The 15707-nt window shown below is 71.3% G+C and carries 16 protein-coding genes; 11 read left to right on the top strand and 5 right to left on the bottom strand.

Translation table 11 applies throughout. The features are described from left to right. Nucleotides 1-30 precede the first annotated feature (30 nt). The 7 genes from KV106_RS21800 (at nucleotide 31) to KV106_RS21770 (ending at nucleotide 6971) form a co-directional block, all read left to right on the top strand. Entirely contained in the window at nucleotides 31-807 is a 777-nt protein-coding gene (locus tag KV106_RS21800) for an ABC transporter permease (protein WP_057592577.1), read from the top strand. Next, complete coding sequence (locus tag KV106_RS21795; RefSeq protein ID WP_057592578.1) at nucleotides 804-1832, top strand: ABC transporter ATP-binding protein; 1029 nt, start codon at nucleotides 804-806, stop codon at nucleotides 1830-1832. Before KV106_RS21800 ends, KV106_RS21795 begins: the two co-directional genes overlap by 4 nt. 28 nt (nucleotides 1833-1860) lie before the next feature. Continuing rightward, nucleotides 1861-2937: an extracellular solute-binding protein gene (locus tag KV106_RS21790; protein ID WP_064262350.1), complete on the top strand. Its 1077-nt coding sequence runs from the start codon at nucleotides 1861-1863 to the stop codon at nucleotides 2935-2937. 10 nt (nucleotides 2938-2947) lie between these two features. Then, on the top strand, nucleotides 2948-3769 hold the full coding sequence (locus KV106_RS21785; RefSeq protein ID WP_057592579.1) for an ABC transporter permease: 822 nt from the start codon (nucleotides 2948-2950) through the stop codon (nucleotides 3767-3769). Continuing rightward, nucleotides 3720-4268, top strand: coding sequence for a TIGR00725 family protein (locus tag KV106_RS21780; RefSeq protein WP_261212290.1), 549 nt, complete (start codon nucleotides 3720-3722; stop codon nucleotides 4266-4268). Before KV106_RS21785 ends, KV106_RS21780 begins: the two co-directional genes overlap by 50 nt. A gap of 45 nt (nucleotides 4269-4313) precedes the next feature. Further along, nucleotides 4314-5831: an AMP nucleosidase gene (locus KV106_RS21775; RefSeq protein ID WP_057592580.1), complete on the top strand. Its 1518-nt coding sequence runs from the start codon at nucleotides 4314-4316 to the stop codon at nucleotides 5829-5831. Between the two features lie 147 nt (nucleotides 5832-5978). Beyond that, a complete protein-coding gene (locus KV106_RS21770; RefSeq protein WP_409976547.1) occupies nucleotides 5979-6971 on the top strand; it encodes a Bug family tripartite tricarboxylate transporter substrate binding protein in 993 nt (330 codons plus the stop codon). 12 nt (nucleotides 6972-6983) lie between these two features. Here KV106_RS21770 and KV106_RS21765 read toward each other — a convergent pair whose 3' ends face one another. After that, nucleotides 6984-7685, bottom strand: coding sequence for an ArsR/SmtB family transcription factor (locus KV106_RS21765; RefSeq protein WP_057592581.1), 702 nt, complete (start codon nucleotides 7683-7685; stop codon nucleotides 6984-6986). Between the two features lie 82 nt (nucleotides 7686-7767). Between KV106_RS21765 and KV106_RS21760 the strand changes: the two genes are divergently transcribed. Next, complete coding sequence (locus tag KV106_RS21760) at nucleotides 7768-8946, top strand: cytochrome P450 (RefSeq protein WP_261212287.1); 1179 nt, start codon at nucleotides 7768-7770, stop codon at nucleotides 8944-8946. 16 nt (nucleotides 8947-8962) lie between these two features. Here the strand turns inward: KV106_RS21760 and KV106_RS21755 are convergent, their stop codons facing one another. Together KV106_RS21755 and KV106_RS21750 are read right to left on the bottom strand one after the other, a co-directional pair. Next, nucleotides 8963-9943 (bottom strand): pyridoxamine 5'-phosphate oxidase family protein, encoded by a 981-nt coding sequence (locus KV106_RS21755; RefSeq protein ID WP_261212285.1) that lies wholly within the window; start codon nucleotides 9941-9943, stop codon nucleotides 8963-8965. Between the two features lie 11 nt (nucleotides 9944-9954). Further along, entirely contained in the window at nucleotides 9955-10602 is a 648-nt protein-coding gene (locus KV106_RS21750) for a glutathione S-transferase family protein (protein ID WP_261212282.1), read from the bottom strand. 120 nt (nucleotides 10603-10722) lie between these two features. Between KV106_RS21750 and KV106_RS21745 the strand changes: the two genes are divergently transcribed. Continuing rightward, nucleotides 10723-11613, top strand: coding sequence for a LysR family transcriptional regulator (locus tag KV106_RS21745; protein ID WP_261212280.1), 891 nt, complete (start codon nucleotides 10723-10725; stop codon nucleotides 11611-11613). Nucleotides 11614-11622: 9 nt separating this feature from the next. On the opposite strand, the gene KV106_RS21740 is transcribed toward KV106_RS21745, so the two are convergent. Both KV106_RS21740 and KV106_RS21735 read right to left on the bottom strand, forming a co-directional pair. Next, nucleotides 11623-12297, bottom strand: a complete 675-nt coding sequence (locus KV106_RS21740; RefSeq protein ID WP_057592586.1) for a hypothetical protein — start codon at nucleotides 12295-12297, stop codon at nucleotides 11623-11625. Continuing rightward, nucleotides 12294-13169 (bottom strand): hypothetical protein, encoded by an 876-nt coding sequence (locus tag KV106_RS21735; RefSeq protein ID WP_261212277.1) that lies wholly within the window; start codon nucleotides 13167-13169, stop codon nucleotides 12294-12296. Before KV106_RS21735 ends, KV106_RS21740 begins: the two co-directional genes overlap by 4 nt. A gap of 241 nt (nucleotides 13170-13410) precedes the next feature. Here KV106_RS21735 and KV106_RS21730 point away from each other — a divergent pair, with 241 nt between their 5' ends. Together KV106_RS21730 and KV106_RS21725 are read left to right on the top strand one after the other, a co-directional pair. Continuing rightward, nucleotides 13411-14385 (top strand): ATP-binding cassette domain-containing protein, encoded by a 975-nt coding sequence (locus KV106_RS21730; RefSeq protein WP_261212275.1) that lies wholly within the window; start codon nucleotides 13411-13413, stop codon nucleotides 14383-14385. A 55-nt stretch (nucleotides 14386-14440) separates the two neighbouring features. Beyond that, nucleotides 14441-15286 (top strand): ABC transporter permease, encoded by an 846-nt coding sequence (locus KV106_RS21725; RefSeq protein WP_261212273.1) that lies wholly within the window; start codon nucleotides 14441-14443, stop codon nucleotides 15284-15286. The last annotated feature ends 421 nt before the right edge of the window (nucleotides 15287-15707 follow it).

The following is a 15707-nucleotide window of genomic DNA, read 5'->3' as shown; positions in this document are numbered from 1 at the left end:
GCCGGCCGCGCATGACACGGAGACATACCCTTGGTTCGCGGCATCTCGCTCCTCTACGGCCTGTACCTGCTGCTGCCCATCGCCCTGCTGCTGGTCGGCAGCGTGGGCGGCAACTGGACCAACACGCTGCTGCCCACCGGTCTCACCGGGCAGTGGTATGTCGACCTCTGGCTCGACACCTCGTTTCGCAAGGCCTTCGTAAGCAGCCTGGTGGTGGCGCTCTCGGCCTGCGCGATCAACACCGTGCTGGCGCTGCCGCTGGCCTATGCGCTGTATCACGGCGCGCGGCGCGGCGGCAGCCTGGCGGCGCGCATCGTGAGCGCCACGCCGGTGGCGGTGCCGGCGATCACGCTGGCCTTCGGCTACATGATCGTGTTCAACACCGACCTCGCGCCCTGGCTGGGCTCGATGCCGCTGTTGATCGCGGCGCACGCGATCCTCACGCTGCCCTACCTCACGAACACGCTGCTGACCGACCTGCGCCACCTCGACCTGGACCGGCTCGAGCAGGCCGCGGCCACGCTCGGCGCCACGGGCTGGCAGCAGTTCAGCGGCATCGTGCTGCCGAGCCTGCGCCAGAGCCTGATCAGCGGGCTGGTGATGGTGGCGGCGATCTCGGTCGGCGAGTTCGGCGTGTCGAACCTGCTCACCAGCTTCCAGAACCGCACCTACCCGGTGGTGCTGCTGCAGGCCTTCTACGGCGCCACGGGCTTCGCCTGCGCGGCCACCGTCATCCTCCTGGTGCTGGCGAGCGCGTCGGCGCTTCTTTCCTCCTCCCTGGTGAAGCAACGCGCCGTCACGCCATGAGCCTCCTCCTCGACACGGTCAGCTACAACTACCCCGGCAGCACGCACGGGCTGCACGAGGTCTCGCTCGACGTGCGCACCGGCGAGCTGGTCGCGGTGATCGGGCCCAGCGGCTCGGGCAAGTCCACGCTGCTCAAGCTGGTGTCGGGCCTCGAGACCGGCCACACGGGCCGCATCGCGCTCGACGGCGAGGACATGTCGCGCACGCCGGTGCACCGGCGCCACATCGGCATGGTGTTCCAGAGCTATGCGCTGTTCCCGCACCTGAGCGTGCTCGACAACGTGGCCTACGGCCTCAAGCTGCGAAAGGTGGCGACCGCCGAGCGCCGCCAGCGCGCGCAGGCGCTGCTCGACACCGTGGGGCTGGGCGAGTACGCGCGGCGCGCCGTCGCGCAGCTCTCGGGCGGGCAGCAGCAGCGCGTGGCGCTGGCGCGCGCGCTCGCGATCGACCCGCGCGCGCTGCTGCTCGACGAGCCGCTGTCGGCGCTCGATGCCAGCGTGCGCGGCCACCTGCGCGACCAGATCCGCGCGATCCAGCAGCGCTTCGGCGCCACCACCTTGCTGGTCACGCACGACCAGGAAGAGGCGCTCGCCATGGCCGACCGCGTGGCGATGCTCAAGGATGGGCGGCTGCTGCAGATCGCCACGCCGCGCGAGATCTACGAAGAGCCCGCGAGCCGCGCGGTGGCCGAGTTCGTCGGGCTCTCGACGATCCTGCCGGCCAAGGTGGCGGGCCTCAACAAGCTGGACCTGGGCTTCGCCCAGCTCGCGGCGCCCACCGGCATGCGCGCGCCCGGCACCGCGCTGCACGTGCTGGTGCGGCCCGAGCACATCGCGGCCGATCCCGCGCCCGGCACGCCGAACCGCATCGCGGGCCGCTGCGGCGCGCAGCGCTACCTGGGCTCGCTGACGCGCTACGACTTCGAGGTGCCGGGCGCGCCCAGGCCCTTTCTCGCCGAATCGGCGCGGCCGGCCACCGAGGCCATCGCGATCGCGCCCGAACACCTTCGCCTGCTCGACCACTGACATCCCTTCCTCCCAAGGAGCCACTTCCATGCAACGCAGACATCTGATCCAGGCCGCCGGCGCCCTGCCCGTGCTGGCGCTCGCGCGCACCGCCTTCGCCTTCGACGGCCCCGAGCTCTACGCGGGCGAGAAGGCGCTCTATGCCGAGGCGCAGAAGGAAGGCCTGTGCGTCTCCTTCGACACCGGCCCCGAATGGGCCAACTGGAAGTCGCTGTTCCGCGACTTCAAGAAGCGCTATCCCGAGATCGAGCTGACCTACAACGACATCGGCTCGGCCGCCACCGTGGTCGCGCTGGAAAAAACGAAACGCCGCCCGCAGGCCGACACCGCCTACTACTTCGCGGCCTCGGCCGTCGATGCCGCGAAGAAGGACGTGGTCGCGCCGTTCAAGCCCGTCAACTTCGACAAGCTGCCGGCCGTGTTCCGCGAGGCCGAGGGCCGCTGGTTCACCATCCACACGCTCAACATCGCGTTCCTCGTGAACAGGAAGCTGGTGAAGAACGTGCCCACCGGCTGGGCCGACCTGCTCAAGCCCGAGTTCAAGAGCACGGTGGTCTACCTCGACCCGCGCTCCACCGGCATCGGCCAGGTGCTGACCTTCGCCGCGGCCTATGCCAACGGCGGCGGCGTCGACAACGTGCAGCCCGGCACCGACTACCTCGGCAAGCTGCATGCGGCCGGCAACGTGCTGCGCGTGGAAGGCACCACGCCGTACGCCAAGTTCCTCAAGGGCGAGATCCCGGTCTGGATCAGCTACGAGAACGACGGCCTCAAGGCCAAGCATGTCGACGGCATGGGCGACGCGGTCGAGGTCGTGATCCCGAAGGAGGCCAGCGTGGCCGCGCCCTATGCGATCAGCCTGGTGAAGAACGGCCCGAACCCGAACGCCGGCAAGCTGTGGCTCAACTTCATCATGAGCGAGGCCGGCCAGTCGCTGTTCGCGCAGGGCTTCGTGCGGCCCGCGGTGCCGGGCACGCCGCTGTCCGCCGACGTCGCCGCGAAGATGCCGGCCGCGCCGCAGATCCGCCCGCTCGACGTGGTGAAGGCCTCGGAGCGCAAGGCCGAGCTCGACAAGCTCTGGGCCCAGGCCGCGCTGGGGAAGTAGGCGCTTCGTGATGAGACGCTTCGGTGCCTGGCCCGCCTGGGCCTTCATGGCGCTGTTCTTCGCGGTGCCGCTGGCGGCGCTGCTGCCCGAGGCCTTCGCCGAGCGCGGCAGCGCCTTCGGCCGGCTGGTCGGCAACCCGCTGTTCTTCGGCGCGCTGCGCAACACGCTGGCGCTCGGGCTGGCGGCGGGCGCGGTGTCGGCGCTGGTCGGCACCTGCATCGCGATCGAGCTCGCGCGCCAGCCGGCCGCGCGGCGCCAGTGGCTGATGACCCTGCTGGGCCTGCCGCTGGCCTTCTCGGGGCTGGTGATCGCCTACGGCTTCATCCTGGCCTTCGGCCGCGCGGGCTTCGTGACCCAGCTCATGGCCGGGCTCGGCGCCGATCCCGCCGTGCTCGGCAGCTGGATCTACAGCGTGTCGGGCCTGGGCTTCGCCTATGCCTACTACCTGATCCCGCGCGTGGCGCTGTCGCTGTACCCGGTGTTCGCCAACCTCGACCCGCGCCCGGCGCAGGCCGCGCGCACGCTCGGCGCCTCGCGCGCGCGGGCCTTCTGGGACACGGTGCTGCCCGAGGTCGCGCCCTCGGTGCTGTCGAACGCCTGCATGGTGGCCGCGATCGCGATGGGCACCTACGGCACGGCGCTGGCGCTGGTGGGCACGCAGCTCAACATCCTGCCGCTGATGCTCTTGGCGCAGGTGGGCGACGGCGGTTCCGATTTCGCGGTGGCGGCGGCCCTGTCGCTGGTGTTGATGGTGGTGTGCGTAATCGTGATGGGAGTGGGCGATGTGCTTGCGCGAAGGCGTGAACGCGGTGCGGTCGGCGCCGGTCATTGAGGCGCTCGCGCGCCTCGCGCAGCGGCAGCGCGGGCCCGAACGCCATCGCCAGCCGGTGGCGATCATCGGCCCCGGCGATGGCGGGCCCGCCGAGTGCGAGGCCGCCTATGCGGTCGCGCATGCGCTGGCCGGCGCGGGCATGGCGGTGGTGTGCGGCGGACGCGGCGGCGTGATGGCCGCGGCCTCGCGCGGCGCCGCCGAAGCCGGCGGCATCGCCGTGGGCATCCTGCCCGAGGACGACGACCGCAACGCCAACGAATGGCTCGGCGTGGCCATACCCACCGGCATGGGCGAGCTGCGCAACGGCATCGTCGCGCGCAGCGGCCTGTGTCTGGTCGCCATCGGCGGCAACATGGGCACGCTGTCGGAGATGGCGATGGGCCTGAAGTGGGGCAAGCCGGTGTTCGTGATGCACGGCGACATCGCGCTGCCGGGCGCGGTGCCCGCGGCGGATGTGGACGACATGCTCGCGAAGGTGCTGGGCTGCCTGCTGGCCTGAGGCTCCAGCCCGCGAGCGGTCATGACGGCATTGCACAATGCCGCCATGCCCTACATGCCCCCCTTCGTCGCACCCGCCCGCTTCACCGACGCCGCCGCCGCGCTCGACCAGGTGAAGGCCATCTACCAGGGCGGACTCGCCCATCTGCGCGAATCGATGCTGCGCTTCGTGGACGGCGACGAGCTGCCGGGCCGCGTGCGCGCCTGCTATCCCTTCGTGCGGGTCCACACCCACACGGTGGCGCGCCACACGCCGCCGGCCAATGCCGGCCTGAGCTACGGCTTCGTGGCCGGGCCCGGGCGCTACGAGACCACGCTGACGCGGCCCGACCTCTATGCGCGCTACTACCTCGACCAGTTCCGGCTGCTGCTCGAGAACCACCAGGTCGAGCTCGAGGTGGGCACCAGCACGCAGCCGATCCCGATCCATTTCTCGTTCGCCGAGAACGACCACATCGAGGGCACGATGAGCCCCGAGCGGCGCGCGCTGATGCGCGACGTGTTCGACCTGCCCGACCTCGGCGCGATGGACGACGGCATCGCCAACGGCACCTTCGAGGCGCTGCCCGGCGAGGCGCAGCCGCTGGCGCTGTTCACGGGCGCGCGCGTCGACTACTCGCTGCACCGGCTGCGCCACTACACGGGCACCCTGCCCGACTGGTTCCAGAACTTCGTGCTGTTCACCAACTACCAGTTCTACATCGACGAGTTCGTGCGCCTGGGCCACGAGGCGATGGCCGACGAGCACAGCGAGTACATCGCCTTCATCGAGCCCGGCAACGTGGTGACGCGCCGGCGCGGGCTCTCGGCCGGCGCCAGCGCCACCTTCGGCCACCTGCTCGACGGCAGCCAGGGCACGGCGCCGCCGCGGCTGCCGCAGATGCCGGCCTACCACCTGGTGCGCGAGGACTGCAGCGGCATCACCATGGTCAACATCGGCGTCGGCCCGGCCAATGCCAAGACCATCACCGACCACATCGCGGTGCTGCGCCCGCATGCCTGGATGATGCTGGGCCACTGCGCGGGCCTGCGCAACACGCAGCAGCTCGGCGACTACGTGCTGGCCCACGCCTACGTGCGCGAGGACCACGTGCTCGACGAGGAGCTGCCGCTGTGGGTGCCGATCCCCGCGCTGTCGGAGATCCAGCTCGCGCTCGAGCAGGCGGTGGCCGACGTCACCAAGTGCGAGGGGCCCGAGCTCAAGAAGATCATGCGCACCGGCACGGTGGCGAGCACCGACAACCGCAACTGGGAGCTGCTGCCCGGCAACCAGCCGCAGCGCCGCTTCAGCCAGAGCCGCGCGGTGGCGCTCGACATGGAGAGCGCGACCATCGCGGCCAACGGCTTCCGTTTCCGCGTGCCCTACGGCACCCTGCTGTGCGTCAGCGACAAGCCGCTGCACGGCGAGATCAAGCTGCCCGGCATGGCCAACCACTTCTACCGCGAGCGCGTGGAGCAGCACCTGCGCATCGGCATGCGCGCGATCGAGATCCTGCGCCAGGAAGGCTCGACCCGGCTGCACAGCCGCAAGCTGCGCAGCTTCGCGGAAGTGGCGTTCCAGTGAGGCCGCGTCGGCCCAAAGCGTGACTTAGTTCCGCATTTGGCAGGGCCGAGGGCCCATTCCCCGGGTTTTCCCCTGGATGCCTGTCACCGACACGACAGGCGCCTTGCGCCATCATTTGTTTACCTTTTTAGACAATCGGAAACAAGCATGCCGCACCCGACCGCCCTGCCGCCTTCGCCCGGACGCCGGCGCTTCCATGCCTGGCTGGGCGCGATGGCCGTGCTGGGAACGGGGGCCGCGCGCGCGGCCGAGCCGCAGCTGACCGCGAAGCTGCGCATCGTGATCCCCGCCAACGAGGGCGGCGGCTGGGACCAGACCGGCCGCGCGCTCGGCGCCGCGATGCTGGCCTCGGGCGCGGTGGGCGACGTGGTCTACGAGAACATCGGCGGCAAGGGCGGCACCATCGGCCTCGCGAAGTACGTCGAGAAGTACGACGCCGACCCCGACGCGATCCTGATGAGCGGCATGGTGATGGTCGGCGCGGTGGCGCTGCAGAAGCCGGCCGTGACGCTGGCCCAGGTGGCGCCGGTGGCGCGCCTCACGAGCGACTACGAGGTGGTGGCGGTGCGCGCCGATTCGCCGATCAAGACGCCCAAGGACCTGATCGCCCAGTTGCGCGCCGACGCCGCCAGGACGGTGATCGCTGGCGGTTCGGCTGGCGGCGTGGACCACATGTATGCCGGCATGCTGGCGCGCGTGGCGGGCAACACCGCGGCGCTGGTCTACCAGCCGCACCCGGGCGGCGCGCAGGTGGTGGAGTCGCTCGAGTCGGGCAAGTCGGCGGCCGGCATCTCGGGCTACAGCGAATTCAGCGAGGCCCTCGCGAGCGGCAAGCTGCGCGCCATCGGCGTGTCGGCCAAACGGCCCTTCCTCGGCATCCCCTCGGTGCGCGAACAGGGCGTGGACGCCGACCTCGCCAACTGGCGTGGCGTGCTCACCGGCAAGAAGGTGACGCCCGAGCGGCGCGCGGTGCTGCTCGAGGCGGTGCGCCGCGCGACCGTGGCCGACCTCTGGCAGAAGACCATCCGGAAGAACAACTGGGACGCCTACTGGATGGCGGGCAAGGACTTCGAGGGCTTCCTCGAGCTCGACACCGCGATGGCGGGCCCGCTGATCTACCTGCTCAAGCTCAAGGCCTGATTCGAGACCTGATCAGGCACCCGCGAACAGCTCGGGCATCTCGCGCACGGCCTTGGGCGTGAGCGCCAGCGCGCGGCCGTCGAGCTCCTGGCGCACCCAGCCGCGTTTCAGCGAGAGCTGCAGCCAGGCGGCGCCGAGCGCGCCGCCCAGGTGCGGGCGGCGCTCGCTCCAGTCGAGGCAGGCGCAGGCGAAGCGGCGGCGCGAACGCCGCACCGCGTCGACCTCCACGCCCAGGCTCTCGAGCGCGACCGCGCCCTCGGTCGTGAGTTCGTAGGAGCCGCTCGCGAGGCCGCTGAGCCAGCCCTGCGCATGCAGCCGGTCGTGCAGCGCGACGCCCGCCGTGCCGGCCATGTGGTCGTAGCAAGTGCGCGCGCTGCGCAGCCGGCTCGGCGTGCTGGGCTTGAACCCGGCCACGCGCGGCGCGCCGGCCACCACCATCAGGCCTTCGAGCGCGGCCGCCACGTCGTCGTCGGCGAGCCGGAAGTAGCGGTGCTTGCCCTGCACCAGCAGCGCGACCAACCGTTCCTCCTTGAGCCGCGCGAGGTGCGCGCTTGCGGTCGAGGGCGCGACCTCGGCCACGGTCGCGAGCTCGGTGGCGGTGCGTGCATGGCCGTCCATCAGGCAGCTGAGCATGCGGGCGCGCGCGGGCTCGGCGATGGCGCCGGCGAGGCGGGCGAGCTGGAGGTCCGGGTTCGCGGAGGCGGCGGTGTTCATGCGGCGATCCTAAGGCGCCATGCCATCCCACACTTCGGCCGCGAGCGAAGTGTGGCGGACACGGGCGGCGCAGACTTCGGCCATGAGCACGCCGCACCCCACCCTCGAGACGATGCCCCCGGCCGACCCCGTCAAGGCCGTCGTGCATCCCGATCCCTATCCCTACTACGCCACCCTGCGCGACGGCCCGCCGCTGGCCTGGAACGCCACGCTGCGCCTGTGGGTCGCGAGCCGCGCCGAGGTCATCGAGACGCTGCTGCAGGTCCACGGCGCGCTGCGCGTGCGCCCGGCCGCCGAGCCGGTGCCGCGCGCCATCGTCGGCCAGCCCGCGGGCGAGGTCTTCGGCCACCTGGTGCGCATGAACGAAGGCGCGGCGCACCAGGCGCACCGGCCCGCGCTGCAGCGCGCGCTCGCGGGCCTCGACCTGCAGGGCGCGCATGCCACCGCGCTCGAAACGGCCGCGCTCACGCGCGCGCTGCCGCTGTCGGACGCGCTGTTCTCGATCCCGCTGCGCGCGGTGGCGCGGCTGCTGGGCTTCGGCGATGCGGCGCTGCCGCGGGTCGATGGCTGGATGCGCGACTTCGTGGCCTGCCTGTCGCCGCTGTCGAGCGAAGCGCAGCTGCGTGCGGCGAGCGTTGCGGCGGCCGCGCTGATGACGCGCTTCGAAGCCCTGGTGGCCGACGCACCGGCCGCGCGCGGCACGCTGCTCGCGGCGGTGCGCGAGGCCGACCCCGCGGGCACGCCGCCCTCGCGTGCGCTGCTCGCGAACCTCGTCGGCCTGCTGTCGCAGACCTGCGATGCCACGGCCGGCCTGCTCGGCAACGGCCTGATCGCCTGGCGGCGCGAACCGGCCGCGCGCGAGGCCGCGGCCACGCGCGACGGGCTGCAGTTGGTGGTGCAGGAGACCGCGCGCCACGATCCCTCGGTGCACAACACGCGGCGCTTCGTGGCCGAGCCGGTGGACATCGCGGGCACGACGCTGGCCGCGGGCGATGCGGTGCTGCTGGTGCTGGCGGCCGCGAACCGCGATCCGGCCTTCAATCCCGAGCCCGATCGCTTCCAGCCGCTGCGCGCGCGGCGCCGTATGCTGGGCTTCGGGCATGGCCTGCATGCGTGCCCGGGACAGGCGCTGGCCTGCACGCTCGCGGCGGCCGGGCTCGAGGCCCTGCTGCGCGAGCGCCGCGCCGAGGTCGAGCGGCTGCTCGAGCGCGGCTGGCGCTATCGGCCGTCGGTCAACGGGCGCATTCCGCAGTTCGACTGAACACGGCGCCCGGTACTCAGGCCGCTGCCTCGGCCCACTGCCCCATGCGCTCCAGGAACGGCGACAGCTGCGCCGCGCCCCAGCGCAGCGGCAGCGCGCCGGGCCGGCGCAGCACCTGCTGCACGCGCAGCCGCAGCAGCCGCTCGGCGCCCTTGAAGGACGCGAGCTCGGGCCCGTCGATCACGATCTCGGCCGTGGCCGCGACATGCAGCATCTCGCCGCTGTCGAAGTCGACGAACAACAGACCCGCGCGCGGATAGGCCAGCAGGTTGCCCAGGGTGTTGAAGAAGCGGTTGCCCGTGAAGTCGGGCACCGTCAGCACACCGCCGCCGATGTCGTCCACGCGCACGAAGCCGGGCCGGCCGCCGCGGTGCGAGACGTCGACGCCGCGCGCGCTGGCATCGACCTCGTCGCCGGCGATGGCCGCGCTCGCGGGATGGGCACTCGCGATGAACAGCGTGTCGGCGCGCCGGATCAAGGCGCGTGCCGCGTCGTCGAGCCCATCGAGCCGCTGCACCGCCGCGGGCGCCGAGGCCGGCGGCCGGTAGGCGGGCTCGCGCGCCTGGATGTACTTCGGGCAGTTGCCGAAGCTCTGCTGCACCTCGAGCGTGAAGCCCGCCGCGTCGAGCGCCTCGACCGTGCCGTTCATGCGGTTGCGCCGCCGCGTGTGCGGCTGGATGCCGAGCAGCCCGAGCGTCGCGCCGTCGCGCAGCGAGGCCGCGAGCGGATCGTCGGCATCGGGCAGCGCATCGATGCGCAGGTGCGCCGGGTCGGGCGAATGCGCGAAGCCCGCCGGCGCGGCCAGCATGCTGGCCCAGGGCTGGCCCTGTGCGTCGATGCTGCCGGTGACGAGGAAGGGCAGCAGCGCGAAGAAATCGCGGTGCTGGTCGGGCATGAAGTCGCGGATCACGCGCGGCCCCGCCATGGCCATGACCTCGCGCGAGCCGGCCTGCAGCTGCATCGCGCGCTCGCCGGCGTGGAAGGGGATGTCGATCATGGCGAAAGCTCTCAGGCGGCCCGCGCGACCGGCGAGCGCACCATCGGCACGAAGCCCGGCAGCGCCTCGACGCGCGCGAGCCACCGCCGCACGTTCGCATAGGCATCGAGCGGCACGCCGCCCTCGGGCGCATGGGCCACATAGGCGTAGTTCGCGATGTCGGCCAGCGTGACCGATTCGCCGGCCAGGAAGGGCTGGGCCGCGAGATGCTGCTCCATCACCTCGAACAGCGCATGGGCGCGCTTGCGCACCTCGCTCGGATCGTCGGGCCGGCCGAACAGCGCGTAAACGCGCGCGGCCGCCGGCCCGAAGGCGAGCTGGCCCGCGGCCACCGAGAACCAGCGCTGCACCTGCGCCGCGCCGTAGGCATCGCGCGGCATCCAGCGGCCGGGGTCGGGGGCATAGCGCTCGTTGAGGTAGACCAGGATCGCGTTCGAATCGGCGAGCGTGAGCTCGCCGTCCTCGATCACCGGCACCTGGCCGAAGGCATTGCGCGCGAGGAAATCGGGCGCGCGGTTGGCGCGGGCGCGCATGTCGATGTCGATGGCCTCGAAGGGCAGGTCGAGCAGCGTCAGGAACAGGCGCACGCGATGCACGTGGCCCGAGACCGGCGTGCCGTAGAGCTTGATGGGCCGGGCCGGTTGGCGGGGAGCGGTCATGGGCGGAATCCTCGAAGTGATGGCGTCGGCATCGATTCTTCGCTCTTGCGTCGATCGGATAAATACGCATCCCCGGATTTGACTGCTGCGTTTTTTGGATGAATCCGATCTAATCGCCCGATGGATCGCTTCAAGGCCATGCAGACCTTCGTGCAGATTGCCGACCAGGGCAGCCTGACCCGCGCCGCCGAGGCGCTCGGCAGCTCGCTGCCCGCGGTGGTGCGCGCGCTCGCGGCGCTCGAGGCGCACCTGGGCGTGCGGCTGTTCCATCGCACCACGCGGCGGCTGTCGCTGACCGAGGAAGGCCGCCACTACCTGCCCGCCGCGCGCGAGGTGCTGCTGGCGGCCGATGCCGCCGACCTCGCGCTGCAGGCCGAGGCGCGCGAGCCCGAGGGCCGGCTCGCGATCACCGCGCCGGTGCTGTTCGGCCACATGTACGTGGCGCCCGCGATCACGCGCTTCATGCAGCGCCATGCGCGTGTGCGCTGCAGCGTGCTGCTGTACGACCGCACGGTGAACCTGCTCGAGGAAGGCATCGACGTCGGCATCCGCATCGGCAGCCTCGAAGATTCCTCGCTGGTCGCGCAGACCCTCGGCAGCATCCGCCGCGTGGTGGCCGCGAGCCCCGATTACCTGAAGCGCCACGGCACGCCACGCCATCCGCGCGACCTGGCCGGCGCGCCCGCGGTGCGCGGCCGGATCGACGCGCCCGCGCAATGGAGCTTCCACGAAGGCAGCCGCACCATCCATGTGGCGACCGTCACGCGGCTCGAGTTCAACCACCTCGCACCCGCCGTCGAGGCCTGCGCCGCCGGCATGGGCTTCGGCACCTTCTTCTCCTACCAGGTGCTGCCGCTGGTGGCGCGGGGCCGGCTCGCGCTGGTGCTCGAGGACTTCGAACCGCCGCCGCGCCCGGTCAGCGTGGTCTATCCGAACGCGCGGCTGCTGCCGGCGCGCACGCGTGCCTTCATCGACTGGATGAAGGACGAGTTCACCGGGCTGCGGATGTAGCCCTGTCGCTCAGGGTGCCTCGGGCGGCAGCGGCCGGCCGTCGCACAGCCGCTCGGCGTCGTTGACCATGCCGCGCACGGCTTCCTCGAGGCCGAGGTTCAGCACCGTCATGAACTCGCCGTTGGCGCTGGCCCAGTTGGCGCGCGTGCCCATGCCGTGGTACTGGCGCGAGACGGTGGCGCCGCCCGGCAGCCGGTAGTCGACCTTGATCGCCACGTGCGACACCAGGTTGAGGTCGACCGACCAGGCATGCGCGAGCCGCAGCGAGACCTCGGCGCCGAGCTGGCGGCGCGCCAGGCCCGCGGCCGGCGGCGCGGCCGCGAGCGTGTCGAAGCCGTAGCGGCGCGTGGCCAGCAGCGCGTCGCGCACCCAGGGCACGGCATCGCCGCCGCGCAGCGACTCCACGCGGCGCGGCGTGGCATGCACCGTCGGCATCATGCGCGTGAGGTTGCCCATGTGGCTCTTGTTGCGGCGGATGTCGTCGACGCGAGCGACGAACAGCGTGCAGCGCTGCGCGATGCGGAACGCCAGCACCGGTGCCTCGTCGGGCCGCTGCCCGGGCTCGGGCGAGGACTCGAAGACCATGCTCAGCGGCTCGTTCTCGTCGACCGCGTGCGCCCAAGGCGTCAGCGCGCAGGCCAGCAGCACGAGCGCCGCGGTGCGATGGAAGCGAAGCCGCGTCATGGCACGGTGCTCCGGATCGAATACAGCGCCTTGTCCTCGTCGCGGAACAGCACGCGCGGCGCGCCGGCCTGCGTGTCCTCGATGCCCTGGCCGCCGATCACGACCCAGGTGCCGTTGACGTTGAAGCGCGCGGTCTTCACCGGCCCCGCGCGCGCGCCCGCGATGTCGAGCGCGAACAGGCGCAGGGTCTGCATCACCGAGTCGCGCATCACGGCGCGCAGCGCCTGCCCATCGTTGGCGACCAGACGCCGCACCACCGTGGGCCGCGTGCCGCCGCCGATCGGCGACTGGTAGATCGCGCCCGCGCGGTAGACCGGCTCGCTGCCGCCACCCTGCCACAGCAGCGCGGTGGTGCGCGTGGTGAAGGCACCGAGCCCCGGTTCGAGCGCGTACTGCAGCAGCAGCACGAGGTAGGCGGGCCCGTTGCGCGTGGCCGCGATGCGCGCCTCGTGCTGCGCCTTGGGCGGCATCGCGGGCAGCACCTGCGCCGAGGCGATGCGCAGCGGCGGATGGAGGCCGGTGGCACCGATCTCGCCGAGCGCGATGCCGGCCTCGGTGCGGTAGTCGTAGTCGAGCAGCGGCCCGACCGTGGCGCCGACCTCGGCGCTCATCTCCTTCTGCCGCGCCTGCTGCACCGAGGAGTCGATCAGCGCGCCGATCATGCCGCCGCCGAGCGCCGCGGCCGCGCCGGGCGGCTGGGCCGAGAACATGAAGCTCTCCTGCGCGACCACCACGCGCACGTCGACCTCGGGCAGCTTCGCGCGCTCCGCCGCGCCGATCGAACGATGGAAGGGCGCGCAGGCCGCGAGCAGCGCGCTGCACAGCACGAGCAGCAGCGCGCGCCAGGGCCGCGACGCGGTCGACGCCGTCATCGGCCGCGGCCCCGGAGGAAGAAAGTGCACGGCCTGTGGCGGGTCTGCATGGAAGTTCGGACGAAAGGATGCGTGGACGGAACGCGGCCGGGGCCGGCGAAGCCGCGATTGTGTATCGCTCGCGCGCGCCGTGGACTCGCGATGAACCCTGGTCCTCCGACGGACGGCGCCGCGCGCCGGCCTGCGTCAGAATCGTCGCGTTCCGCGGCCCTCCTCGTCTTTCTCCTTCCAGGTCCAGCCCGTGTACTCCTCCTCCCAAGCTGCCGTTCCCCCCTCGCCGACCGCCGCGCCCGCCGCGCCGCTCTTTCGCGTGGCGAACCTGCGCAAGCGTTACGGCGACACCACGGTGGTCGACGATCTCTCGTTCGACATCGCGCCCGGCGAATGCCTGGGCGTGATCGGCCCGAACGGCGCCGGCAAGACCACCACCATCCGCATGTGTCTGGGCCTCACCGCGCCCGACGGCGGCAGCATCGAGGCGCTGGGCCTGCAGATGCCGCGCGACGCGCTCGCGATCAAGGCGCAGCTCGGCGTGGTGTCGCAGTTCGACACCCTCGACCCCGACTTCAGCTGCGCCGAGAACCTCGTGGTCTACGGCCGCTACTTCGGCTTCGCGAAGAAGCAGGTGCGCGAGCGCGTGCCGCAGCTGCTCGAGTTCGCGGCGCTCTCGCACAAGGCCGATGCCAAGCCCGGCGAGCTCTCGGGCGGCATGCGGCGCCGGCTCTCGCTGGCGCGCGCGCTGGTCAACGACCCCAAGCTGCTGCTGCTCGACGAGCCCACCACCGGCCTCGACCCGCAGGCGCGCCACCTGATGTGGGAGCGCCTGCAGGTGCTGCTGCAGCAGGGCAAGTCGATCCTGCTGACCACCCACTTCATGGACGAGGCCGAGCGCCTGTGCTCGCGCCTGCTGGTGCTCGACCACGGCCGCAAGATCGCCGAGGGCCGCCCGCGCGACCTGATCGCCGAGCACCTCGAGCCCGACGTGGTCGAGGTCTACGGCAACGGCGCGCTCGCGCTGGCGAACGTCGACGCTCTGCGCGCCCTGGCCGCGCGCGTCGAGGTCAGCGGCGAGACGGTGTTCTTCTACACGCAGGACGCGCGCCGCCTGCTCGAGGCGCTGTCGCAGCACCCGGGCCTGCGCACCTTCCACCGGCCCGCGAATCTCGAGGACCTGTTCCTCAAGCTCACGGGGCGGCAGATTCGCGAGGACGGCTGACGCCTGTGACGCGCCACGCCACGAGAACATCAGAGACACCCACCGATCGCATCGCATGACCACCTCGACCCTCGCCACCGAGCCCTCCTCTTCTTCTTCGCCACCCTCGCCTTCCGCGTGGCGGCCGCCCCAGCTGTCGATGCGCTGGTGGCCCGTGTTCCTGCGCAACCTGCTGGTGTGGCGCAAGCTCGCGATCCCGAGCCTGATCGGCAACATCGCCGAGCCGCTGATCTGGCTCGTGGCCTTCGGCTACGGCATGGGGGCGCTGGTGGGGCAGGTGAGCGTGGGCGAGACGAAAGTGCCCTACATCCTGTTCCTGGCGAGCGGCTCGATCTGCATGAGCGCGATGAACGCGGCCTCGTTCGAGGCGCTGTATTCGGCCTTCTCGCGCATGCACGTGCAGAAGACCTGGGACGGGATCATGAACGCGCCGGTGGGGCTCGACGACATCGTGCTGGCGGAGATGCTGTGGGCGGCGTTCAAGTCGATCTTCACGGTGACGGCGATCCTGTTCGTGATGCTGGGGCTGGGGATCAGCCACAGTCCGAAGCTGTTCGTGGCGTGGCTGGTGTTGGCGGGAGCAGGGGTCACGTTTTCATCGATCGCGCTGATCTTCAATGCGATGGCGAAGGGGTATGACTTCTTCACCTACTACTTCACCTTGTTCATGACGCCGATGATGTTCTTGAGTGGGGTGTTTTTTCCGCTCGAGCAACTGCCTGGGGCTGTGCAGGTGGTGGCGGGGTGGTTGCCGTTGGCGAATGCCGTGGCGTTGGTTCGGCCATTGTTCATGGATCAGTGGCCTGTGGGGTGGGGTCGGCATGTTGCTGTGCTGGTGGTTTATGCGGGGGTGGCGTTTTGGGTGGCGTTGGCTTTGACTCGGAAGAGGTTCAGGGCTTGATGTTTTTTTGAGGGTGCGCTTTTTGGTTAGGCCGTTGGCCGGGTCTCGCCCCGGCGGGCGACTTACTTTTCTTGTCTCGCCAAGAAAAGTAAGCAAAAGAAGGCGACCCCGCTGTCTGTGTCCCTCCGCTTCGCTGCGGGCAACCTGCGGTGCTCGGAGAAAGCGGGGGTCCGCAGAACTCGCTTCGCTCAGACAGCTGCGGCCCTTATCCCGCTTTCTCCTGCGCTCCTCGGCACAGCCAGAGGGGACTAGGGTCAACGCGCCACGGCGCGTCCTTGTGTGTGGGGTGTGCGGGCGCGTAAGCCTTGGATCTTTCACCCGGGCCGAGCAACGCGAAGGCCCGTTGGGTCTGCTGGGCCGAGCATCGCGATGGCCCGACCCACCCCCTCTGGCTGCGCCGAGGAGCGCAGCGTTTCGCGGA

Source organism: Variovorax endophyticus (genome assembly GCF_025376855.1).
Lineage (GTDB): Bacteria > Pseudomonadota > Gammaproteobacteria > Burkholderiales > Burkholderiaceae_C > Variovorax.
The sequence above is the reverse complement of the archived record's forward strand: the minus strand, read 5'-3'. Positions and strand labels throughout refer to the sequence as shown.

Excerpts from the sequence above, each read along its gene's own strand:
- KV106_RS21740 (WP_057592586.1), bottom strand. The coding sequence starts at position 12,297 with ATGACGCGGCTTCGCTTCCATCGCACCGCGGCGCTCGTGCTGCTGGCC.
- KV106_RS21795 (WP_057592578.1), top strand. The coding sequence starts at position 804 with ATGAGCCTCCTCCTCGACACGGTCAGCTACAACTACCCCGGCAGCACG.
- KV106_RS21735 (WP_261212277.1), bottom strand. The coding sequence starts at position 13,169 with ATGACGGCGTCGACCGCGTCGCGGCCCTGGCGCGCGCTGCTGCTCGTG.
- KV106_RS21755 (WP_261212285.1), bottom strand. The coding sequence starts at position 9,943 with ATGATCGACATCCCCTTCCACGCCGGCGAGCGCGCGATGCAGCTGCAG.
- KV106_RS21760 (WP_261212287.1), top strand. The coding sequence starts at position 7,768 with ATGAGCACGCCGCACCCCACCCTCGAGACGATGCCCCCGGCCGACCCC.
- KV106_RS21775 (WP_057592580.1), top strand. The coding sequence starts at position 4,314 with ATGCCCTACATGCCCCCCTTCGTCGCACCCGCCCGCTTCACCGACGCC.
- KV106_RS21750 (WP_261212282.1), bottom strand. The coding sequence starts at position 10,602 with ATGACCGCTCCCCGCCAACCGGCCCGGCCCATCAAGCTCTACGGCACG.
- KV106_RS21790 (WP_064262350.1), top strand. The coding sequence starts at position 1,861 with ATGCAACGCAGACATCTGATCCAGGCCGCCGGCGCCCTGCCCGTGCTG.
- KV106_RS21770 (WP_409976547.1), top strand. The coding sequence starts at position 5,979 with ATGCCGCACCCGACCGCCCTGCCGCCTTCGCCCGGACGCCGGCGCTTC.
- KV106_RS21725 (WP_261212273.1), top strand. The coding sequence starts at position 14,441 with ATGACCACCTCGACCCTCGCCACCGAGCCCTCCTCTTCTTCTTCGCCA.
- KV106_RS21780 (WP_261212290.1), top strand. The coding sequence starts at position 3,720 with ATGTGCTTGCGCGAAGGCGTGAACGCGGTGCGGTCGGCGCCGGTCATT.
- KV106_RS21765 (WP_057592581.1), bottom strand. The coding sequence starts at position 7,685 with ATGAACACCGCCGCCTCCGCGAACCCGGACCTCCAGCTCGCCCGCCTC.
- KV106_RS21745 (WP_261212280.1), top strand. The coding sequence starts at position 10,723 with ATGGATCGCTTCAAGGCCATGCAGACCTTCGTGCAGATTGCCGACCAG.
- KV106_RS21785 (WP_057592579.1), top strand. The coding sequence starts at position 2,948 with ATGAGACGCTTCGGTGCCTGGCCCGCCTGGGCCTTCATGGCGCTGTTC.